Origin of the sequence: Rhizobium vallis (assembly GCF_003985155.1) — a bacterium.
GTDB lineage: Bacteria > Pseudomonadota > Alphaproteobacteria > Rhizobiales > Rhizobiaceae > Rhizobium > Rhizobium vallis.
The window spans coordinates 272,657-292,355 of record NZ_ML133690.1 but is presented as its reverse complement, the minus strand read 5'-3'; the positions used below and the strand labels follow the sequence as shown (position 1 = coordinate 292,355).

Sequence of the window (19,699 nt, the reverse complement as noted above, 5' to 3'; positions counted from 1 at the left end):
GTCCTCGCAAAAGCCGGATTATCGCAATCACTCCAAGAAAAAAGGGCCGGCGCACGGCCGGCCCTCCTGAATTTTGCGGGATGCGGATGGCATCCCTTGCCGTCAGTTCGCCGGCTGGGCCGGCGTGGCCGGGCCAGGTGCCCCCGGTGTTGCCGGAGCAAGTGCGGCAGGGTTGGCCGGCGACCGCAGGACGCCTTCGGCATTGTCGAAATAGCGGAAGAATTCCGAATTCGGCGACAGCACCAGCGTCGTATCCTGCGAAGAAAGCGCCGAGGAATAGGCCGCCATCGAGCGATAGAACTCGAAGAAGGCAGGGTTCCTGGAGAAGGCGTCGGCGAAGACGCGGTTGCGTTCGGCATCACCCTGACCGCGCAGGATTTCCGCGTCACGCTGGGCATCGGCGGTAATTTCGACCACCTGGCGGTCGGCGACCGCTCGACGGCGCAGGCCGTCTTCCGTGCCCTGGGCGCGCAGCAGCTCGGCTTCGGCCAAGCGCTCGGAGCGCATGCGGTTATAGGTGTTCGGCGCCACATCGGCCGTCAGGTCAGTACGGCGGATGCGCACGTCCTCGATGTTGAGGCCGAGAAGTTCGGCGTCGGGACGCAGATCGTCGCGCACTTCGAGCATCATCGATACGCGCTCGTCGGACAGTGCGGCATCGAATTCACGCAGACCGTAGACGCGGCGCAGGGCCGAATCCAGACGGGTGCGCAGCCGCGCTTCAGCCGAATCGCGATCGCCGGAGACGGTTTCGCGGAAGCGGCGAGGATCGTTGATCGAGTAGATCACGAAGGCATCGACGTCGAAGGTCGCGCCGCCCTTGACCTGTACCTGGATATTATCGAGGTCGAGACGCAGCTTCTGCTTTTCGACGAGCTGGACGCGATCGGCATCCATGAAGCTGAACGGCAGCTTGAAATAGATGCCGGGCTCGGTCTTGACCGACTGGATCTCACCGAAGCGCACCACGATCGCCTGTTCGCGGGCATTGACCACGTAGACCGAGGAATAGAGACCGAGCAGCAGAACCGCGAGGATGATGAGGATGACGGGAAGCCTGTTCGAAGTCATGGCTCAACCTCCCTGCTGCGACGGTCTGGTGATTTCGTTGAGCGGCAGATAGGGCACGACCCCCTGCTTCTCGTCGATGATGACCTTCTTGGAATTTTTGAGCACCTGTTCCATCGTTTCCAGGAACAGCCGCTTGCGGGTGACGTCGGGCGCCTTCGAATATTGTTCGTCGATGGCGATGAAGCGCTGCGCCTCACCTTCCGCTTCCTTCACGACGCGGTCCTTGTAGGCGGCCGCGTCTTCACGGATGCGGGCGCCGTCACCGCGGGCCTGGCCGAGCTTCTGGTTGGCGTATTGATTGGCTTCTTCCACCAGGCGCTGCTTGTCCTGGTCGGCGCGTTGCACTTCCTGGAAGGCATCGGCCACTTCACGCGGCGGCGCCACGTCCTCGATCGTCACCTTGTTGATCGAGATGCCGGAACTATAGCGTGCCATCGTATCCTGGATGATGCTGGCGACTTCGCTGGCGATCTCGAGACGCCGGTCGCGGAACGCGTCCTGCGCCGGACGCCGGCCGACCACTTCGCGCATCGCGCTTTCGGAAACCTGCTGCAGCGTCTGCGCCGGGCTTTCGACGTTGAAGAGATAGGCGCGCGCATCGCTGATCTGGTAGAGCACGTTGAAACGGACGTTGAGGATGTTCTGGTCACCCGACAGCATCAGGCCACCGGCCGTGTTGCTGCTGCCCTGCGAGCCGCCGACATTGAGCAACTGCTCGGTGACCTTGACGATCTCGACCGAATCCATCGGCCAGAAATGGAAATGCAGGCCCGGCATCGATACCGTATCCCGCGGCTTGCCGAAGCGCAGCTCGACGCCGCGTTCGTCCGGCTGGACGGTATAGACGCACTGGATCAGCCAGAAGACCGCAACGATTGCCGCGACAATCGCCGCCACGCCGCCGTTGAAACCGCCGGGAATGATGTTGCGCAGTTGGTCCTGGCCGCGCCGGATAATGTCTTCCAGGTCGGGCGGTCCGCCCTTGTTGCCGCCGCCGCGCGGGCGGTTCGGCCCCTGGCCCCATGGTCCCTGATTATTACCGCCGCCGCCGCCCCAAGGGCCGCCGCCGCCATTCTGATTGCTCCAGGGCATCAAAACCTCGTTCTTCGTTAAGTCTTCCACGCATCCGGGACCGTGGGGGCCGACCGGCGGATGCGATGCTGACCGTTATAGGTATCGCCGCACTGGCTTTCAACGCAGCGTGAGGAACTTGGTCAATTTAATTGGAAAATAGTTCGTTTTCAGGCGTGTCGGCGTTCGTAGACGACGTAGCGCGTAGCATAGCTGTCCTTTTCGCCGGCCGGGACCGCAAGTGTCTCCCCCGCCTGCCAGACATCGGGATCGATCGCCGGGAACGCCGCATCCCCTTCGAGGTCCGCCTCGACATGGGTGATGCACATCCGGTCGGCAAAACCGATCGCCTGGGCATAGACCTGGCCGCCGCCGATGATGCAGATCTCGCCGGCGCCGGTTGCGACCGCGAGCTTCTCGGCGATCGTCAAGGCCTCGGGCAGCGACTGCGCCATGTCAACATCGGGACTGTCGATCACCACCTGCCTTGATATGACGACGTTCGGCCGCCCTGGAAGCGGCTTGCCGATCGACTCGTAGGTCTTGCGGCCCATCACCACGGGCTTGCCTGAAGTCAGCGCCTTGAACCGCTTGAGGTCACTCGAAAGCCGCCAGGGCATATCGCCGTCGCGGCCGATAGTGCCGTTGCGGGAAACGGCGACGATGATGGTCTTCAGGATGTCGGCCATGAAATGTCTCCGATCAGACGGCGATCGGCGCCTTGATATTGGCCTCGGCCTCATAGCCGACCAACTCGAAATCCTCGAACGTGAAACCGAAGATATCCTTCACATTGGGGTTGATCCGCATGAAGGGCAGCGGCTTCGGCTGGCGCGTGAGCTGCAGCTTCGCCTGGTCGAAATGGTTATGGTAGAGATGGGCGTCGCCGAGCGTGTGGACGAAGTCGCCAGGTTTGAGCCCCGTGACTTGAGCCACCATCATCGTCAGCAGCGCATAGGAGGCGATGTTGAAAGGTTTTCCACGGGCGGTCATTTTCATCAAAATCGTTACCATCACGTTTTGTTACGTTTTTGAGTACAAGCTTATTTCGACTATGCCAATATCTACACGGCGAAATAAGCTTGTACTTTCTTGCCTTTATTTCGACGACAGTCGCTTTTCCCCGGCCGTAGGTCCGGGGCTTCACGAGCGTTCCACACACTCAATCGATGTTGCGTGTCTCTGGTCGGCGCAGCCGCTTTACCCGGCCGTAGGTCCGGGCTTTTTCCCCGTTTTTTTCCGCCTTGACCCTCAAAGAGTATAATGATTCTCTTCCCCTCGAAGGCATACGAAGTCGAGGCGGTATGGACAACAGCCCACAAAACGACGCCCCCCATCAGCAACGGCACACCCGCGGCGGCCGCTGGCTCGACCCGGTGTTTCCGACCACGGGATGGGTGTGTCGCGGGATTGAGGATGTCGGCCACGAGGGACGGCTATGCGACGTGTGCCAAGGGGTTCGTATCAGATTCGCCCACGTCATGACGCATCCCGATGTGTCCCAAGCTCTGTCGGCCGGACTGGGCTGCGTAGAAAAGATGGTGGACGATCCATTCACGGCGGAAAAGCGCGAGCGGGCTTTTCGGGACGATCTTCGCATTCGTAGCGACTGGCCCCGACGTGTCTGGCAGGTTTCTCGGGTCGGCAACCCCTACATAAACTCGCGGGGCTACAACATAGCGATATGGAACAAAGGTGGCGCAGGTTTCGGCGTAACGATTAGACTTCAAAACGAATTCAACAACGAGTTCGTCCGCAACGACCGCCGTCTCTTCAAGACCATCGAGGACGCCAAGGCCGGCGCGTTGGAGATTCTCATGGATGTCCGCAAAGAGCGGCGAGACATCGATGTATGACGCTCCCCACGTCAACTAGGTTCAAAGTCGGAAACGTTGTCGGGCGATCCGTCGCCCATCTGAATTCCTACGCCATAATATTGGCGCACGGCTTTTCCGCGGCGGCCCAGGAAAATTAGGCCGCGGCTCTCGTAAAAGTCGATCAGACGATCGCGCGTCGATGCCTCGGAGCTGAGGCCATCTCCTTCCAGCCCGATCATGGCTTTCTTGCTCAGGCCGGCCATGTCGGACGCTTGATCCATGCTCAACCCGAGAAACGCCCTCGCCGCCCGAAAAGACAACCCGCTCTGGTCCGCCGGTGAGTCGGTTTGGTCTGCATCCCCGATCGCGTTGTCATCCGGTGTTGACCACCTGACACCACAGCCCGAAATCCAGCCTGTCTCTATTGACACACTCCCTAAGAAGACAAGGCCGTTTGCTTCATAAAACCGGCGAAGTTTGTTGCTGACGCCTTCTCCGGCCCCGTTGCTGCTTTCCGCCTGACGCAAAGAACGGTCGGTCAGCTGCGCAGCCTGGCAAACCTTGTCTTGAGAGAGCTTGAGCAAAGCACGAGCGGCCCGCAGCGCTGGCGGCGGCACGGTCGGCTTTTGCGGCTTGATTGGCTCCATAAAATCGAAGAACCGGTCGTCGTAAAAAAAGTCAAAGGAAAACCATTTAGGGTCTTTGATTTCCGTTTTAGTGCGTTATGGTGCACCAAATCGGAAACGAATCGATGCTTTTAGTTCGGAGGTATTGAGACCCATGAGTGATTCGTCGTTCGCATGGTTCGGAATGACATCGGAGGCCTTGATCGCGCACCTGAGGCAACTCGCCGACGAGCTCGAGATTGTCGAGCGTGGAACCACCCCGCTCGCGTCGAAGGTGTTGATCAACGACTGGGCGCTGGCCAGACGAACCGTGCCCTGCTTGATGGGAATACCAACCGGCCATCCCAAAATCGAAGACGGCAGTCCGCTCTGCTCGAGTGGTCTCTACTATCTCGATGAATCGCGGGGCTTGGCACGATCTTTCTCTCGTTGGTATCGGTTGGGACGTCGCGTGGCTCCCGAGTTCTGGAACCAGAAAATCAAGAGTCCACAATGAGGGCCTGGGTGTTTTCTGATCTTCACCTGCTTCACAATCCCCCGTGGCCATTCCCGGACATCCCCGATGCCGACGTCTGTATTTTCGCTGGCGATTTTTCCGATAACGGAATGGTGACGGGCATCTCGATGTTGGGCGAGACCGTTTCGAAACATATGCCGGTGGTATATGTCCCCGGGAACCACGAGTTCTATGGTTCATCCGTCCTAGAAGGTACAAGAGAGGGGGTAAACCGAGCGGCCCAATACCCGAATGTGCACATGCTGAGCCGCGGAGCCGTGTCTATTTGCGGGTTCCGCTTTATCGGTGCGACGCTGTGGAGCGACTTCCAGTTATTCGGCATGCATGGGCCGGCTATGTACGAAGCACAGCACGGAATGAATGACTATCGCGATATCAAATATTCCAAGCGCCCGTATAGGAGGTTTACAGCTCAGCAGTCCCTCACAATGCACATTCAAGACACCTCGTTCCTTAAAAGCTGGCTTCAAGAGGAAACCGCTGAACCTACCGTGGTGGTCACCCACCATGCTCCCAGCATACTTTCCGTTCCGGTGGAGTTCCTGGACGACCCGTTGGCCCCCGCATACGCGTCTCGCTTAGAGAAAACCATAATGCGATACCAACCTCGGCTATGGGTGCACGGCCATCTTCACAAGCGTTGCGATTATATGATCGGAGAAACGCGAGTGGTGTGCAATCCGCGAGGCTATTCGCACGAGCGCGGCCTCACTGGTTTCGATCCCTATTTCGTCATTGATCTTGGGGAGGCTCCAAATGCGCGCTAGGAAAAAGCGATGCCGAGTGCCGTGGAGACTCTTTCCGTCGGAACAGGTCAAGGTAACGGTTCCTGTCTTCGTGGCGTTTTGTGCAATTGCCGCGGCTCTTCGGACATGGAACCGGACTGCAGGTCCCGTCGTGGCACTCCTTCGCATCGACGGCGATGAAGAGTTGGCTCAGGTCTATTCCGATGCCGCGGACGTGTTTTTGAGCAGCTTCGAAGATACGTCGTTCTACGAGCTCGTGAGGACTTTCAAAAAGACCGAAAGGAAAACAGGACTAGAAGGCTCGCGTCGAGGGCGTGCCATCTTGGTAGCACTCCAGGAGCAGGAGATCGACGCCCGTGCACACCTTCTCGCTGACGCCATTATCTCGCTGCCCAGTCCAAAACCGTCCCACTTTGAGGCTGCCTTGAAACGCCATGGCATGAAGGGGTCGCCTGAGGACATCGAACTCCTGACCTCCATACCTTTAGATCGGATGCGAGACGCTTTTCTGCCTTATCGCCCGGCAAACCTCGCACTGGCGAAACTTCGGACTTTACGACAGCAACCCATCGAGCCTTCCCCAAGGCCGACTGTGGCTGTGGGCGTGCCTAAATTGCATTCCCTACATGGCTTCGGGGAAGCGGTCTCATGGGGATTGGAGCTCGCATGCGATATTGCCGATTTCAAAAACGGCAAGATACCTTGGTCGGAGATCGAATCCGGTGTCTTGATTTCGGGCCCGCCTGGGACCGGAAAGACCATGTACGCAGCATCGCTTGCTGACACGTGTTCGATCCCGCTGTTTTACGGGAGCGCTGCACAATGGCAGGCGGCGGGCTATCTGAACGATATGTTGACGGCCATGGCACGTGCGTTTTCCGACGCTCGATCGAAAGCGCCATGCATCCTATTTATCGACGAAATCGACGCGTTTGGCGACCGGTCGGTGTCAGATAGGCATGGAGACTACAAACGACAGGTAGTTGCCGGCCTTTTGGAAGAGTTGGACGGTTTCCGACGCCGGGAGGGAGTGGTCGTGATCGGAGCTTGCAACGACCCGGATGCACTCGATCCGGCGATCAAACGCTCAGGACGACTCGGCAAGCACTTCAAATTGTCGCTTCCCGGCGACGCTGCACGAGTGGCAATCTTCAAGAGCATTGCCTCCGTTACGTTCGAGCGCGATCAAGAGGAACTGGTTGCCCTGTCTACCGACGGAATGTCAGGGGCCGACATCGCCGAGGTAATCAAGGAAGCAAAAAGGGCGGCGCGGCGACGGGGAGAGCCCTTCGGGGCGGGTCACGTTATGATGGCGCTTCCAGAACTTCGTGCAATTCCACCTGAGATGATATCGTCCGTCGCGGTTCATGAGGCTGGCCACGCAATTGTCGCTCTTTCAATGGGTTTCGGGGAATTGAGGCGCGTCCTGGTGAAATCGCACAGGACACCCGGTCGTCCAGCAAACCTGGGCCAAACCCAAATAGCTCTTTCGTCGGATATGAGAAGGACCCGTGACTTCTACATGGACGAGATAGCGATGCTCTTGGCCGGCATCGCGGCTGAGCAGATCGTCTTCGGGAATTTTGATGACGGAGCCGCCGGAAGCCCCGATTCTGACCTTGTACGAGCCACCAGAACCGCCACCTTGGTCGAGGCAAATCTGGGGATGGGCACCAGCTGGGTTGCGAACGAAGTCGCCTCAGAGGACATCCAGCGGCTGCGAATGTACGACCGAGAGCTTGGCTATCGGATTCACGATATCTTGGACAGCCAGTTTAAACGTGCGACGGCAATCATTCAGGAAAATCAACGGGCCCTGGATGTCTTTGTCAAGGAACTCGTCACGAACCGATCTATTGATGGGGATGATGCTCGCTTAATGTTCGAGACCTATCGGCGGCCGCGGGTGAGCCTTTCCAAAATACCTTCCCAGGTCAGGGCTCAATGAAACGGCGACGCAAAGGCGGGAAAAACCGCCGGTCGGCCCAAACTGCGAAGGGCAAACGCGAGGCCTCATTCGGCTCCGTGCTTGATGAGATCGGTTTCCGTCCGTTAGGCAAGAGAATACTTGTCTCGAAGAAACGAGTGACCTCTCCTGTCTCTCCGGACGATTCCCCGCAGGAAACGCCTGTGAACACTTCGGGTAAGCCCCCTGACGATGGGACCGAATCATGACGCAGGTGTCGGCGGGTTAGCCGACATTCCCTTCGGAAATTGCAGGAGCATTGCGTCGCCTGTTTATAATGAGATCGATAATCTCTTCGCTCTGCTCCGCTGTCATTTCGGCGAAACGTCCGCCTTCTGCTCGGACCATGTTCCTGAGCCGATCACTTGCGACGGTTCGATGATCTGCCGTGAAATTTTTTGGATGGCATTCAACCTTCGACATGACCCAGACCTCTGATACCTCTTTCTAGTGGACGCCGGGACTGCAGGCACGTCAATGCTTTCTGCTACAGTGATGAGCAGCCGCGAGTTTCTGAGACCATGGCGGTGCGATGGGATCGAATAATTCAAGACCCCAAGACGTTTCATCACCTTTGGAAAGCGAAGGACCTCGTCTCTAGCCGCCCGAGCCGTGAGTGTAATCGACGCGGGTTGTTGACCCTGTTGATTTCATCCGCGAGCTGCCGGCGTTCGCACGACAGTTAAGAGGCAACGCGTGCATGCAATAGTGACCAATAGCCTCACGTTATAGCGCTGTGGCAGGCCATATGTGCGCCGATCGGGCAATAAACTATAACAGCACTCGCTGCTCGCTAGCGGTGACGTCGTCGCGCTACCCCTAGCGTCGATAAATGTTTGTCATGAAGTGAGGCGAGATGCGCTCGAGCAATCCGGAACACCCGACCACTATCAATCTGGTGGATCGCTATAAGCCACTTGGAATAATGGCGGTCCGCGCTGCCACCGAGATCAAAGCGGAGAGCCGCTCACGATCCAACGATCGTTTGCCCGGCAGCCAACATGTGCCACAAGTCCTAATGGACTTAAATCATGGTAGTGATTGACGGTCGCCTTCATGGGTGAGGACAGACGGACTGCAATCAACTTCAACGCCGAGCTTCACGCCCGTCCGTCTATTTATTTCAGTGGGCCGGCGCTGGTTGAACACGTAGCCATAATCGCGGGCTCGTTTGCGACCTCGAAGAATATCGAGACCCAACTGACAAGCGCTTACGCCCCCGATGGGGCGCGCGTTCAGGTGGAGCACCACACCGAGTTTACCACCCTCACCAAGGTCACGCCGCTGAAGCTTCCTGTACTAGAATGGCCGCAAGAGACCCGTTTGTTGAGGGATTTCGGCGTTGAGCCTCCAGCGGTTGAGGTGGTTTGTAGAATTTCATTGTTGGTCCTCGACGCGCCGCCAGTGGACCTGTCTCCGATGCTCAAACAGTATGGTTTCGGCGATACGGCGGCATCGTCCATCGGTGGCGCTGCCGCCCAGGTATGCTCGGATTTTCTCGTGGGGCCCGGCGAGAGCAGCCGAGTAATTTTGTTCAATGCTGAGCTAAACGCGTATCGCCTTGGGCGAATGGTCCGCCGGATATGCGAGATCGAGACCTATCGATCGATGTCATTGTTGGGACTGCCGGAAGCCCGACGTCTCGGCCCCTTGTTGAAAGGCTTCGACGAGAGGCTCGCCTTCCTCACCAAGCTCCACCTCAATACGTCGCCAGAGGAGCACAAAAGACTTCTCAGCGAAATTTCCATGCTATCCGCAGAGGTGATTTCAGCAGCTGCGGAGACCCGCAATCGCTTCGGGGCCACGGCCGCCTATGCCACCATCGTTGAAGAACGCATCGCCGAGCTGCGCGAGACCCATGTGCCAGGCTTTCAGCGGTTCGGGGTTTTCGTGGCAAGGAGGTTCAAGCCGGCAGTCCGCACTTGCTCTGCGACGGCCCTGCGGTTGGACCAGCTGTCGCACGCGACCATGCATCTTCTCGACTTGCTCCAAACACGCATTCAGCTTGAAATCGAGTACCAGAACACTGTCCAGATACGAGCAATGGCAGACCGCGCTGCAGTTCAGCTGAAAATCCAGCGGGCCGTCGAGGGATTTTCGATCATTGCGATCAGCTACTACTTGCTGAGTTTGCTAAAGCTGATCGTGGAGGCCCTGGATCATGCGGGCGTCCACCTTGGGCCCTTCGCCATGCTGGTGTCGGTTCCGGCTGTTGTGGTGGCTGTGGCACTGACAATATTTCGGGTTCGACACGCTCTCAGTTAATCGAGAGCGGCACCTATTGATGAGCCCAGTCGATAGCCGCTAGCGGCAACCACCGCTAATTCGGGGACAATACCATTCCTATATCGGTCGAGTCTCTCCAGAGCTGGGCGGGACCTATCCGCAGATAGCAGGCGGTCTTGTCCAGCGATCACCGAGGAGCCCGGTACAGTGGCGATAAATAGCAAACCCTTGGCAAGCCTTTTGCGCTCGATCCCGTTCGCGAGAAATGAAGGACGGTCGGTGTCGCACGCAACCGAGCCAACTGCCCGGTTCGTTGAGGACGAACTTGCGCGAGAGGAACTACGTGGACTCACCACGATTTTCTGGTGCCGATCTGCTGTCCTCGCCATTCTTTCGATATGGGCGATGACCCTTCCGTTCGAGCGTTCAGGGGGCTATCTCCTAGCACTGTTGGTTTTTGGCCTTCTCGGCGCTCTACCACGCCTTCTTGTAAAGCGTGGGCCCCGGCAGAAGGTTATCCTCGCCCTGTTCGTGCTTCTCGATGTTTCTGTCCTGACCTTCCTCCTGATCGTGCCTCCGCCATTCTACGTCGAAGACTGGACGCCTCAGATAAATCTGCGCCTGCCCAATTTCCTCTATGTCGGCATCTATATAGTGGGAATGGCGTTGAGCTACTCGCCGTGGTTGGTACTGCTTTCGGGCTCTATGGCAGGCGTCGCCTGGAGCATTGGATTTGCATGGGTCGCCACGCTACCGACATCAGTACTTTCCAGCTCACGTAAGACCCTCGACACCGGCATGTCCTCAGAGGCCGTTATCACGAGCTTTCTTGATCGGAATACCGTCAGCCTGACAATTTGGTACAACCAGCTAGTGTTCATATTCCTGGTGACAGTAATACTGACCGTGACGGTTTGGCGATCACGACAGCTCGTCAGGAGACAGGTTTCGGCCGAAAGAGAGCGCTCCAATCTGGCAAGATACTTTTCGCCGAACATCGTCGAAGCGCTTACCAGCGGTCATGCCGGCCTAGAACAATCAAACACACAGCACGCGGCCATTCTTTTTGCAGACATGGTGGGCTTCACCTCAATTTCCGAGAATTCGTCGCCCAGCGAAATAATGTTGCTGCTCAGGGCATTCCATGGCCGTCTCGCGAAGGTGACCTTCAATCACGGAGGTACCGTCGACAAATACATCGGCGACTCAATCATGGTTCATTTCGGTACTCCCGAGCCGCGCGAAGATGATCCAATCCGAGCGTTGGCTTGCGCAGAAGCGATGATCCGCGAAATCGAGCAGTGGAACCGGGAACGAAAGTTGAATGACCTCCCGTCGATCGGCATCGGTATCGGGCTGCATTATGGGGAAGTGGTCGTAGGCAACACCGGCCACGCTCGCCGACTGGAATACACCGTTCTTGGCGACACGGTAAATGTGGCGAGCAGGCTGGAGCGCCTTACTAGGAGAACCTCGTCACCCGTTATGGTAAGCGACGACCTTGTGTCGGCAGCCCGCTCCCGCGGGTCAGACCCCACATTGATCATGCCCGGCCTGCATCCCGACGATTCTCATCGCGTGCGTGGGCGGAAAACTCCGATCGCTGTGTGGTGCCGGGCGGCAAATCCATAATCAGTCACGCATGCGTGAAATCAGTTTGATGGCGTCTTTCAGAAACAATCCGATATAATCATCCTTCTACCATGAGAAGGATCAATGAGTGGCACGGGAGTCTATCAGCGACTTAAACGCGTTTGCAGAGGTGGCGCGGGAGCGAAGCTTTACCCGAGCGGCAGCGAAGGTCGGAGTATCGCAATCGGCCCTCAGTCACACTATCAAGCAACTTGAGGCCAGGCTCGGCGTTCGGTTGCTAACGCGTACAACGCGCGCCGTTTCACTTACCGAGGCGGGAGAGAGACTTCTCGAAGGCATCGGACCTCATCTGGACGAGATCGACGCACACGTTGAGGCGTTAAGCGCGCTCCGCGACAAACCGGCTGGGACCATTCGAATTTCTGCGGCCGACTATGCCATCACGCATGTCCTCTGGCCAAAGCTGCGGAAGTTCCTTCCCCAATATCCCGATATCAAGGTGGAGCTGATCCTAGACAACGGCCTGACGGATATCGTCAATGAACGGTACGACGCCGGGGTCCGCATGGGCGAACATCTGGCAAAAGACATGATTTCGGCTCGGATCGGGCCTGATTTCAGCCTGGCTGTCGTTGGTTCACCCACATATTTCCAGGCACGTGGAGTGCCGACCCACCCCAAGGACCTGGTGGGCCACACCTGCATCAATTTCCGACTTCCGAGCGCCGGCGGCCTTTATGTCTGGGAATTCGAAGAGGATGGGCAAGAGATCAAAATCAGGGTCGACGGACAGCTCGCGTTCAACAACATTTTCAACGCGCTCGAAGCCGCGTTGGACGGCTTCGGTATGGCTTACATCCCTTTGGAGATCGTCCAGCCTCTCGTAGACGAAGGAAAACTGGAGCATGTCCTCCAAAAGTTCTCCCCTCCCTGGGACGGATACTATCTCTATTATCCGAGCCGCCGCCAATCCTCCCCTGCATTCGCAGCGTTGCTGGACGCGTTGCGCCATCGATCCTGAAATTCTCTCGACGCACTAGCTGCCCGTCCTGACCGGGCGTGCTGCTCGACGGCTCGTCAATTTCCAGATGGCCATAAACATGTGTGTGACAATGGCGGGCAGCGTAAACACTGCCAACCAATGTCCGAAGAACGGCGCAACGGAGGCAGTGAAGTCCCAGAAATCCAAACTGTAGTTGAACGTTAGCTTCGTCCAGACACCAAGCTTCTCAAAGCTCGCCAACCCCTGCAAGGCAAACGCAGCGCCGATTGCCAGAAGGGCTGCTCGCACTACCGGGTTGGTCTGCCTGACCCCCAAGACATTCACCAAGCTCGTTCGTAGACGCTCCCAATGGAGGCCCACGTGGATGCCGGTCACGATGATGACCCAGTAGGCAGCGAACCAATGTATTTCCCTTAGATAGACAGAGTCCGGGATTGGCAACCAGGCAAAGACCGATTTCGAAATCACCACGCTGGTGACGAGGAGCACGATCATGTTCGCGATGAGACCGACATGGAGTAGCACTCGGACGGTCCGCCTTGCATCATACGTCCCCCGCGTCAGGTTCTTAAACCAAGTTCGGTTTGCGTAGATGTGCCAGCAGAGCAATGCAAAGAGCCCAGTTCCGAAGACCTCGTGGGGAACATTGTCCAGCCACCAGTAGGCAAGCGAGACGAGCAACAACGCGAGCATCGCCGATGGCAGCATCACGCGCTGCAAAAGAAAACTTCTGACCATGTAGAATGAAGCGCCTCTGTGCTTTGTCACTTAAACGACAGTGCGTCGGTGAACGTGAACATGAACTGGCGATCTTCGCGCGAGCGATGGCACGAGTAACACTGAGAGGTATTCTCATCAGCCTTGATCGACTTGTCAGGCCAGAACCATTGATAAGCCCAGTCGGCCGACCCCTCACCCATTTTCTGCGCCACGAGGTAGCGGTGCAGCACGTCACTTTGATAGTCGACCAACACAACATGCGTGCCGGCTGCCACAGGCTGGCCGGCCTTGATCGCCGCAAGCGCTTCGGGATTTGTGAGCATGTGCTCTCTCGTTACACCACGCCGTACGGTAGTGTAGTGGACAAGCTGATCCAAAGGAGGAAAGGTCACAGCGTTTTCAGCCGCTGCGGCTGGGGTTGTTTCATTGATGGCCGGACCAGAAAAATATCCGACCGAGAAAACGACGAGACCGGCAGCGACAGCGCAAGCCAAGCCTGTAAGGGTCTTAGGTGGCATTCAAAAAATCCTTTCGCTGCCGGTCCTCCCCACCGCACGAGATTCAGAAATCAAGACCGCATGCTCCGATATGAACCGGAGACGGTCACCCAAAAGATAGCAAGGACAGCAGGCCAGGATTAGAGCCTGCAACCGTTTGACGTTATGAGGTTATTTCATAAATCGACAGACGCTACCAAGGGCGCTGAGACGAGAACAAATCCCCTCAATCACTTCGCTTCGGGGCGCGCGCCCAAAGCGAACAGTTGTTCGGTCGTGTCGATGTCCACCTTCGCACTCACGCCGATGTCGACGTCGATCACGTCGAGAGCCGAATGTGAAATGATGGCTCGAGCGCCGTTGTCGCCACTGATAGACTGGAGTGCGGGGAATGCCGCGCGAGGGAAAATAACAGGATTCCCAGGTATCCCGTCGCACGCCGCGCGCACAATCGCCCTTCCACCGCTCTTCCGGAAGGCATCAATGATCGTGTCGAGGTCCTCTGCTTTGAGCAGCGGCATATCGGCGAGCATGATCATGACGCCATCCGGATCGAGATCGACGGCACATTGGACGCCGAGCACGATCGAACTTGCCATGCCATCACCGAAATAAGGATTTCGAGCTACACTCACTTCCAGTCCCGTGATCTGGGCCTCGATGTCAGGGCCGCGATATCCGGTCACGACTATCACTGAGTCACCCTTGCAACCCGTTGCGGCCAAAGCAGCCAAGCGCACAAGGGCTACGCCACCAAATTGCGCCAGGAGTTTGTGCCCGGAAAGCTGCATCCTGCTTGATCTACCCGCCGCAAGAACAACGACCACAACCGAGACGGACACATTTCCGATCGAGCCCATTGCGCCTCACGCGTAGACGGACAAACGGGTGGCCGCAACGTCCGCCAAGATGGAAAGGGCAAGTGAGTTGGCGTCACGAGTCGGTCCAAACACACCAATCGGCGCTTTTATTCGTTGGGTTTGAGCCTTCGTGAAACCAGAGCTGTCGAGCCTGTCGACCCTGTTGCGGTGAGTGCGCGTACTCCCCAACGCACCAAGGTAAAACGCACTCGACCGCAGTGCAGCATGAAGCACATCTTGCTCGGCGTCGAGGTCATGATGGAGAAGAACCACGGCTGTGTACCGGTCGATAACGGGCAGTTCTATTTCTCTATTCGTGTATGCGACGACCTCATACCCTGCTGAATCGGCGATAGAGGCCACGCGCTCCGCCTCGACGCTTTGACCGGAGATCACGATACGCGTGCGTGGCCGATATACCGTCTCGAAGCCGCCATCGACAAATCCTGGCTTTGACGGCGGTTCGACCATCCTAAGCTGTTCCGTTGAGCCTGTGTAGCGGAGGCCAGCGCATCGGCGTTGGCCAAGCTCTGAAAGGACGTGGCTTAGTGCCTTTGCGTCGCGCAGCACGTGTATAGCCACTGTTATGCCGCCACCGCACGGCAGGACAATATCGAAAAAGGGAGAGCCCTGCCCGTATCTCACCTCCCGATCTTGGTCTTCACCGAGCGCATCTAGCGCCTCAGAGGCAACCGCAGCCTCAATGCAGCCCCCGGATACATAACCACAGAACCGTCCATCGGCCGCAATGGCGACATGGGAGCCCAGTGCGCGTGCAGCTCCTCCGCGTATTTCGGTGAGGGTGGCCAACGCCACCCCACCTTTTGCAAGCTCGCCAATCGCAAAACGAAATATCTCTTCCGTGTCGTCAGAGAACGACCATCGAACCGGCGTCGGCTTGGTTCTGGCTTCAGTCACCTTGTACGGACGGATGTGCGACAGGTCGGCGACGTCATCATGCAACATCCGGCAGCCCACCGATGATCTTGTCGAGTGTCATGGGATAGTGACGCACCCTCACGCCCGTTGCGTTGTAGATCGCGTTGGCGACGGCCGCCGAAACACCGCAAAGTCCGAGTTCGCCAACGCCTTTGGCTTTCATCGGTGAAGACATAGGGTCCGCCTCCTCCATGAAAATCACCTCCTGATGCGGGATGTCGGCGTGGACCGGCACTTCGTAGCCGGCGAGATCGTGGTTCACGAAGAAGCCTTGCCTTGTGTCGACCGCCAATTCCTCCGAAAGGGCTCCACCAACGCCCATCGTCATGGCTCCAATGACTTGGCTGCGCGCGGTGATGGGATTGAGGATTCGGCCGGCGGCACAGACAGCGAGCATGCGCCGAATGCGGGTCTCGCCTGTGGCGACATCGACGCCCACTTCAACGAAATGGGCACCGAAGGTCGACTGCTGGTGGGTCTCTGCAAGATCGCCCCATTCCATGTTGTCTTCGCCCACAAGTCCGTCAGGACCCGCCGCTTCGGAGAGTGCAACCGAACGGTTGCCCGATCGCACCTGCCCATTCTCGAACACAACGTCGTCGGTGTTGAAGCCCAGTTTCTGGGCGACCGCCTCGCGGAGCTTCACGCACGCAGCATACACACCCGAGGTCGAACAGTTCGCTCCGAACTGCCCGCCTGAACCTGCGGAGACCGGAAAGCGCGAGTCTCCCAGCTGGACGGCGACGCGATCCACCGGAAGCCCCAGCATTTCGGCTGCCGTCTGCGCGATGATGGTATAGCTGCCAGTCCCGATGTCAGTCATGTCGGTTTCGACGGTGGCGATCCCGTCCGCGCCGAGCCGGACCCGCGCAGCAGATGGGAGCAGGAGATTGTTTCGGAAAGCGGCGGCGACACCCAAACCGACCAGCCAATTCCCTTCCCTTCGAGAGCCGGGTTTGCCGCGTTGGCTCCAGCCGAATTTATCCGCGCCGAGCTTGAGACAGCCGACCAGATTTCTCTGGCTGAACGGACGCTCGGGCTTCTCAGGGTCGACTTGAGTATCGTTGAGAATACGGAACTCGACCGGGTCGACGCCCGCTTTTTCGGCGATCTCGTCGATTGCGATTTCGAGGGCCATCAATCCGGGCGCTTCTCCAGGCGCTCGCATGGCGTTGCCCTCCGGCAAATCAAGCGTCGCCAGCCTCATCGCCGTCATACGGTTCTCGCCGGCGTAAAGGAGGCGCGTTTGATTAACCGCGGTTTCGAGCTGGCCGCCTGGCTGGTCACCCGACCAACTTTCATGGCCGATCGCTTGAATCTTTCCGTCACGACCAGTGCCTATCCGGATACGCTGGATCGTGGCAGGACGATGTGTGGTGTTGTTGGCCATCAAAGGACGTGGAAGCGCCACCTTGACCGGTCTGCCTGCGGCTTTCGCCCCAAAGGCCGCCAAGACGGCGTCTGCGCGGAGGAACAGCTTACCGCCAAACCCACCGCCGATAAACGGAGACATCAGATGAATATTGTCCTTGTCGATACCGAGAGTGGTCGCAAGATCGGATCGCCACCAGTCGATCATCTGGCTGGAGGTCCAAACCGTCACCTTGTCCCCGTCCCAAGCCGCGATCGAGGCATGGGGCTCCATCATCGAATGAGATTGGTCGGGCGTCGTATAAGTCTGATCCAAGGTAACAGCAGCACCTCCAAAGGCTTTTTCGAAGTCGCCGACAGCAGTGTCAGGTTGCTGCTTCTCATCAGGCTTGACCGCAGTGTCCTTGGCCTTAGTCAGATCAAAACTACCAGTCGCTCCTTCGTAGTCGACCTTCACGAGTGAAGCGGCAGCTCGCGCTTGCTCGAAGGTCTCGGCGACCACTACCGCTATTGCCTGGTGGTAGTGTTGCACCTCATCGCCTCCGAAGAGGTTGGCGGTATTGAACTTGCCCTTTTCCCTCTTGCCGACATCCAAAGTGGTGACGACCGCCAGAACGCCGGGAGACCGCTTCGCTGCATCGGTGTCGATGGACCGAATACGGCCCTTCGCGATCGAGGAGCCGACGGGGTAACCGTAGGCATAAGGGAAATTCGCATCATGCCATTCATAGGCATACATAGCTCGCCCGGTAGTCTTGAGCTGCCCGTCGATGCGAGCGACGGGCTGTCCGACGACGGTCATCCGGTCAATAGGATTGGTGGTTGCTGGTGTGTCGAACTTCATGGTCGTTATCCCCTTGCCTCTGCGATCACCGCACCAATCGTTCTTTCCACGAGGGTCACCTTGAAACGGTTTTGCTCCGTCGGGCGTGCGTCGGCGAGAAGTGCTTCGCTCGCGGCTTTCGCGCCGTTCCTCAATTGCTGATCAGCTGGTTCTGTTCGCCAGGGCTTGTGGGCGATACCTCCGACAGCAACGCGGCCGGTACCATCTGGCTGGACCACCGCGGCGACGGATACCAGCGCAAAAGCGTAGGAAGCTCGATCCCGGACCTTGCGATAGATATGTTTTCCGCCGATCGGCTTGGGCAGCGTCACTGCCGTGATGAACTCGCCTGGCTCAAGGACGGTCTCAATATGCGGCGTGTCGCCCGGCAGCCGGTGAAAGTCTGCGATCGGGATTGTTCGCTTGCTGCCGTCTCCCCTCACCGCTTCGACCGTCGCGTCGAGCGCCCTCATAGCGACCGCCATATCGCTGGGATGGGTCGCTATGCAGGAGTCGCTGCTCCCGACGACCGCGTGCTGGCGAGAGAACCCGCCGAGTGCCGAGCATCCGCTTCCCGGCTGCCTTTTGTTGCAAGGCTGATTGGTGTCGTAGAAATAGGGACAGCGCGTACGCTGCAGGAGGTTGCCGGCCGTAGTCGCTTTGTTGCGCAACTGGCCAGACGCGCCCGCTACCAAGGCGCGGGTAAGGACTCCGTAGTCGCGGCGCACGTCGCCATTTGCTGCCAAATCAGTGTTTCGGGCCAGCGCGCCAATACGAAGGCCGCCGTCGGACGTTTTCTCAATCTTGTCGAGACCTACACCGTTGACGTCAATCAAATGAGTGGGGTGCTCGATCTCCAGTTTCATCAAGTCCAGAAGATTAGTGCCGCCGGCGATGAATTTCGCCCCCGGGTTGGCTGCCGCGGCTTTCGCTGCGGCCTGCACCGTCGTTGCTCGTTCATATGTGAAGGGTCTCATGCCTTGATCCCCCCTACTTCGGAGATAGCGTCAAGGATGTTTGAATAAGCCCCGCATCGACAGATGTTTCCGCTCATTCGCTCCCGGACTTCCGCTGCGGTTAGCTCGACATTTGCGGAGATGTCGGGGGTCGCATGACTGGGGATGTTCGCCTTGATTTCCTCCAGAACCGCGACGGAGGAACAGATTTGTCCCGGCGTGCAATAACCGCACTGGAAGCCATCATGTTTTACGAATGCGGCCTGCATTGGGTGGAGGTTGCCTGGCTGTCCCAAGCCTTCAATTGTAGTGACCTCGTCACCGTCGTGCATGATGGCCAGTGTCAGGCAGGAATTGATCCGACGTCCGTCAACCATAACGGTGCATGCGCCGCACTGGCCGTGGTCACAGCCTTTTTTCGTGCCCGTCAGATGGAGGTGCTCGCGAAGAGCGTCAAGTAAGGTGGTACGATTATCGAGCTCGAGATCATGCATCTCGCCGTTCACTTTTAAGGAAACACTTGTGTTGAAATTCATCTCTTTCCCCGAGGACTGCGCCGCTACTTCCTTTGTAGCGACTCCCGTAGCGGCGATTGCCACCGCTGAGGAGACAAGCAATTCTCGACGCGAAAGTTCCAAATGTGAGTGATCTCTCATCTCCAGCTCCATTCGTTGTTGATGGCCTGGCGCATTCCGAGAAACGCCATTTTCCAACGTAGGGCAGCTGAGAAAGATGATTAGGTGCGTTTTATCGCTAACGCTTATCGAACAGATTCATCAATCGCAGTTGAGCAGAAGCGATCGAATGACCGACCGGACGTTCATGATGGTGCTCCTGGATAGCCAATCGGCACAGCACGAACTGGCCATTGCTCCAGTTTGATCTTCGCCTGGCATT

At 57.9% G+C, this 19,699-nt stretch carries 19 protein-coding genes and 1 pseudogene; 7 read left to right on the top strand and 13 right to left on the bottom strand.

Features of this window, described 5'->3' with window-relative positions:
* Positions 1 to 102: 102 nt before the first annotated feature.
* The 4 genes and pseudogenes from hflC to thyA all read right to left on the bottom strand — a co-directional run.
* On the bottom strand, positions 103 to 1,071 hold the full coding sequence (gene hflC, locus EFQ99_RS16905; protein ID WP_126922148.1) for a protease modulator HflC: 969 nt from the start codon (positions 1,069 to 1,071) through the stop codon (positions 103 to 105).
* Between the two features lie 3 nt (positions 1,072 to 1,074).
* Positions 1,075 to 2,163 (bottom strand): FtsH protease activity modulator HflK, encoded by a 1,089-nt coding sequence (gene hflK, locus EFQ99_RS16900; protein WP_126922147.1) that lies wholly within the window; start codon positions 2,161 to 2,163, stop codon positions 1,075 to 1,077.
* Positions 2,164 to 2,312: 149 nt separating this feature from the next.
* On the bottom strand, positions 2,313 to 2,831 hold the full coding sequence (locus EFQ99_RS16895; protein ID WP_126922146.1) for a dihydrofolate reductase: 519 nt from the start codon (positions 2,829 to 2,831) through the stop codon (positions 2,313 to 2,315).
* 13 nt (positions 2,832 to 2,844) lie between these two features.
* Positions 2,845 to 3,123, bottom strand: a pseudogene (thyA, locus tag EFQ99_RS16890) (thymidylate synthase); the annotation flags it as partial.
* A gap of 323 nt (positions 3,124 to 3,446) precedes the next feature.
* Here thyA and EFQ99_RS16885 point away from each other — a divergent pair.
* Complete coding sequence (locus EFQ99_RS16885) at positions 3,447 to 3,998, top strand: hypothetical protein (protein WP_126922145.1); 552 nt, start codon at positions 3,447 to 3,449, stop codon at positions 3,996 to 3,998.
* Between the two features lie 11 nt (positions 3,999 to 4,009).
* Here EFQ99_RS16885 and EFQ99_RS16880 read toward each other — a convergent pair whose 3' ends face one another.
* Positions 4,010 to 4,606, bottom strand: coding sequence for a hypothetical protein (locus EFQ99_RS16880; protein ID WP_126922144.1), 597 nt, complete (start codon positions 4,604 to 4,606; stop codon positions 4,010 to 4,012).
* Positions 4,607 to 4,739: 133 nt separating this feature from the next.
* Between EFQ99_RS16880 and EFQ99_RS16875 the strand changes: the two genes are divergently transcribed.
* The 3 genes from EFQ99_RS16875 to EFQ99_RS16865 all read left to right on the top strand — a co-directional run bounded on the left by EFQ99_RS16875 (position 4,740) and on the right by EFQ99_RS16865 (position 7,796).
* Complete coding sequence (locus tag EFQ99_RS16875) at positions 4,740 to 5,081, top strand: hypothetical protein (protein WP_126922143.1); 342 nt, start codon at positions 4,740 to 4,742, stop codon at positions 5,079 to 5,081.
* 8 nt (positions 5,082 to 5,089) lie between these two features.
* Positions 5,090 to 5,869 carry a metallophosphoesterase gene (locus EFQ99_RS16870; protein ID WP_245441508.1) on the top strand — a complete coding sequence of 260 codons (780 nt, stop codon included), beginning with the start codon at positions 5,090 to 5,092 and terminating at the stop codon, positions 5,867 to 5,869.
* Between the two features lie 163 nt (positions 5,870 to 6,032).
* A complete protein-coding gene (locus EFQ99_RS16865; RefSeq protein ID WP_164736388.1) occupies positions 6,033 to 7,796 on the top strand; it encodes an AAA family ATPase in 1,764 nt (587 codons plus the stop codon).
* Positions 7,797 to 8,039: 243 nt separating this feature from the next.
* On the opposite strand, the gene EFQ99_RS16860 is transcribed toward EFQ99_RS16865, so the two are convergent.
* A complete protein-coding gene (locus EFQ99_RS16860; RefSeq protein WP_126922140.1) occupies positions 8,040 to 8,237 on the bottom strand; it encodes a hypothetical protein in 198 nt (65 codons plus the stop codon).
* A 633-nt stretch (positions 8,238 to 8,870) separates the two neighbouring features.
* Here EFQ99_RS16860 and EFQ99_RS16855 point away from each other — a divergent pair.
* The 3 genes from EFQ99_RS16855 to EFQ99_RS16845 all read left to right on the top strand — a co-directional run bounded on the left by EFQ99_RS16855 (position 8,871) and on the right by EFQ99_RS16845 (position 12,654).
* A complete protein-coding gene (locus tag EFQ99_RS16855) occupies positions 8,871 to 10,079 on the top strand; it encodes a DUF3422 domain-containing protein (protein WP_126922139.1) in 1,209 nt (402 codons plus the stop codon).
* 168 nt (positions 10,080 to 10,247) lie between these two features.
* Positions 10,248 to 11,672 (top strand): adenylate/guanylate cyclase domain-containing protein, encoded by a 1,425-nt coding sequence (locus EFQ99_RS16850; RefSeq protein ID WP_126922138.1) that lies wholly within the window; start codon positions 10,248 to 10,250, stop codon positions 11,670 to 11,672.
* A gap of 88 nt (positions 11,673 to 11,760) precedes the next feature.
* Complete coding sequence (locus tag EFQ99_RS16845) at positions 11,761 to 12,654, top strand: LysR family transcriptional regulator (protein ID WP_126922137.1); 894 nt, start codon at positions 11,761 to 11,763, stop codon at positions 12,652 to 12,654.
* A 15-nt stretch (positions 12,655 to 12,669) separates the two neighbouring features.
* Here EFQ99_RS16845 and EFQ99_RS16840 read toward each other — a convergent pair whose 3' ends face one another.
* From EFQ99_RS16840 to paoA, 7 genes are all read right to left on the bottom strand, one after another.
* On the bottom strand, positions 12,670 to 13,374 hold the full coding sequence (locus EFQ99_RS16840) for a DUF4405 domain-containing protein (protein ID WP_126922136.1): 705 nt from the start codon (positions 13,372 to 13,374) through the stop codon (positions 12,670 to 12,672).
* A 26-nt stretch (positions 13,375 to 13,400) separates the two neighbouring features.
* Positions 13,401 to 13,874 carry a cytochrome P460 family protein gene (locus EFQ99_RS16835; RefSeq protein WP_126922135.1) on the bottom strand — a complete coding sequence of 158 codons (474 nt, stop codon included), beginning with the start codon at positions 13,872 to 13,874 and terminating at the stop codon, positions 13,401 to 13,403.
* Positions 13,875 to 14,083: 209 nt separating this feature from the next.
* Positions 14,084 to 14,713 (bottom strand): nucleotidyltransferase family protein, encoded by a 630-nt coding sequence (locus EFQ99_RS16830; RefSeq protein ID WP_126922134.1) that lies wholly within the window; start codon positions 14,711 to 14,713, stop codon positions 14,084 to 14,086.
* A 6-nt stretch (positions 14,714 to 14,719) separates the two neighbouring features.
* On the bottom strand, positions 14,720 to 15,679 hold the full coding sequence (locus EFQ99_RS16825) for an XdhC family protein (protein WP_126922133.1): 960 nt from the start codon (positions 15,677 to 15,679) through the stop codon (positions 14,720 to 14,722).
* Positions 15,669 to 17,867, bottom strand: coding sequence for an aldehyde oxidoreductase molybdenum-binding subunit PaoC (gene paoC, locus EFQ99_RS16820; protein WP_126922132.1), 2,199 nt, complete (start codon positions 17,865 to 17,867; stop codon positions 15,669 to 15,671). Before paoC ends, EFQ99_RS16825 begins: the two co-directional genes overlap by 11 nt.
* Before the next feature lie 5 nt (positions 17,868 to 17,872).
* Complete coding sequence (locus tag EFQ99_RS16815; RefSeq protein ID WP_126922131.1) at positions 17,873 to 18,823, bottom strand: FAD binding domain-containing protein; 951 nt, start codon at positions 18,821 to 18,823, stop codon at positions 17,873 to 17,875.
* Positions 18,820 to 19,458: an aldehyde dehydrogenase iron-sulfur subunit PaoA gene (gene paoA, locus EFQ99_RS16810; protein ID WP_126922130.1), complete on the bottom strand. Its 639-nt coding sequence runs from the start codon at positions 19,456 to 19,458 to the stop codon at positions 18,820 to 18,822. Before paoA ends, EFQ99_RS16815 begins: the two co-directional genes overlap by 4 nt.
* Between the last annotated feature and the right edge of the window lie 241 nt (positions 19,459 to 19,699).

Bases quoted from the DNA above. Each gene is read 5' to 3' on its own strand.
- EFQ99_RS16895 (WP_126922146.1), bottom strand. From the start codon at position 2,831: ATGGCCGACATCCTGAAGACCATCATCGTCGCCGTTTCCCGCAACGGC.
- paoC (WP_126922132.1), bottom strand. From the start codon at position 17,867: ATGAAGTTCGACACACCAGCAACCACCAATCCTATTGACCGGATGACC.
- EFQ99_RS16830 (WP_126922134.1), bottom strand. From the start codon at position 14,713: ATGGGCTCGATCGGAAATGTGTCCGTCTCGGTTGTGGTCGTTGTTCTT.
- EFQ99_RS16835 (WP_126922135.1), bottom strand. From the start codon at position 13,874: ATGCCACCTAAGACCCTTACAGGCTTGGCTTGCGCTGTCGCTGCCGGT.
- EFQ99_RS16885 (WP_126922145.1), top strand. From the start codon at position 3,447: ATGGACAACAGCCCACAAAACGACGCCCCCCATCAGCAACGGCACACC.
- EFQ99_RS16875 (WP_126922143.1), top strand. From the start codon at position 4,740: ATGAGTGATTCGTCGTTCGCATGGTTCGGAATGACATCGGAGGCCTTG.
- EFQ99_RS16840 (WP_126922136.1), bottom strand. From the start codon at position 13,374: ATGGTCAGAAGTTTTCTTTTGCAGCGCGTGATGCTGCCATCGGCGATG.
- EFQ99_RS16860 (WP_126922140.1), bottom strand. From the start codon at position 8,237: ATGTCGAAGGTTGAATGCCATCCAAAAAATTTCACGGCAGATCATCGA.
- hflC (WP_126922148.1), bottom strand. From the start codon at position 1,071: ATGACTTCGAACAGGCTTCCCGTCATCCTCATCATCCTCGCGGTTCTG.
- paoA (WP_126922130.1), bottom strand. From the start codon at position 19,458: ATGAGAGATCACTCACATTTGGAACTTTCGCGTCGAGAATTGCTTGTC.
- hflK (WP_126922147.1), bottom strand. From the start codon at position 2,163: ATGCCCTGGAGCAATCAGAATGGCGGCGGCGGCCCTTGGGGCGGCGGC.
- EFQ99_RS16815 (WP_126922131.1), bottom strand. From the start codon at position 18,823: ATGAGACCCTTCACATATGAACGAGCAACGACGGTGCAGGCCGCAGCG.
- EFQ99_RS16880 (WP_126922144.1), bottom strand. From the start codon at position 4,606: ATGGAGCCAATCAAGCCGCAAAAGCCGACCGTGCCGCCGCCAGCGCTG.
- EFQ99_RS16825 (WP_126922133.1), bottom strand. From the start codon at position 15,679: ATGTTGCATGATGACGTCGCCGACCTGTCGCACATCCGTCCGTACAAG.
- EFQ99_RS16855 (WP_126922139.1), top strand. From the start codon at position 8,871: ATGGGTGAGGACAGACGGACTGCAATCAACTTCAACGCCGAGCTTCAC.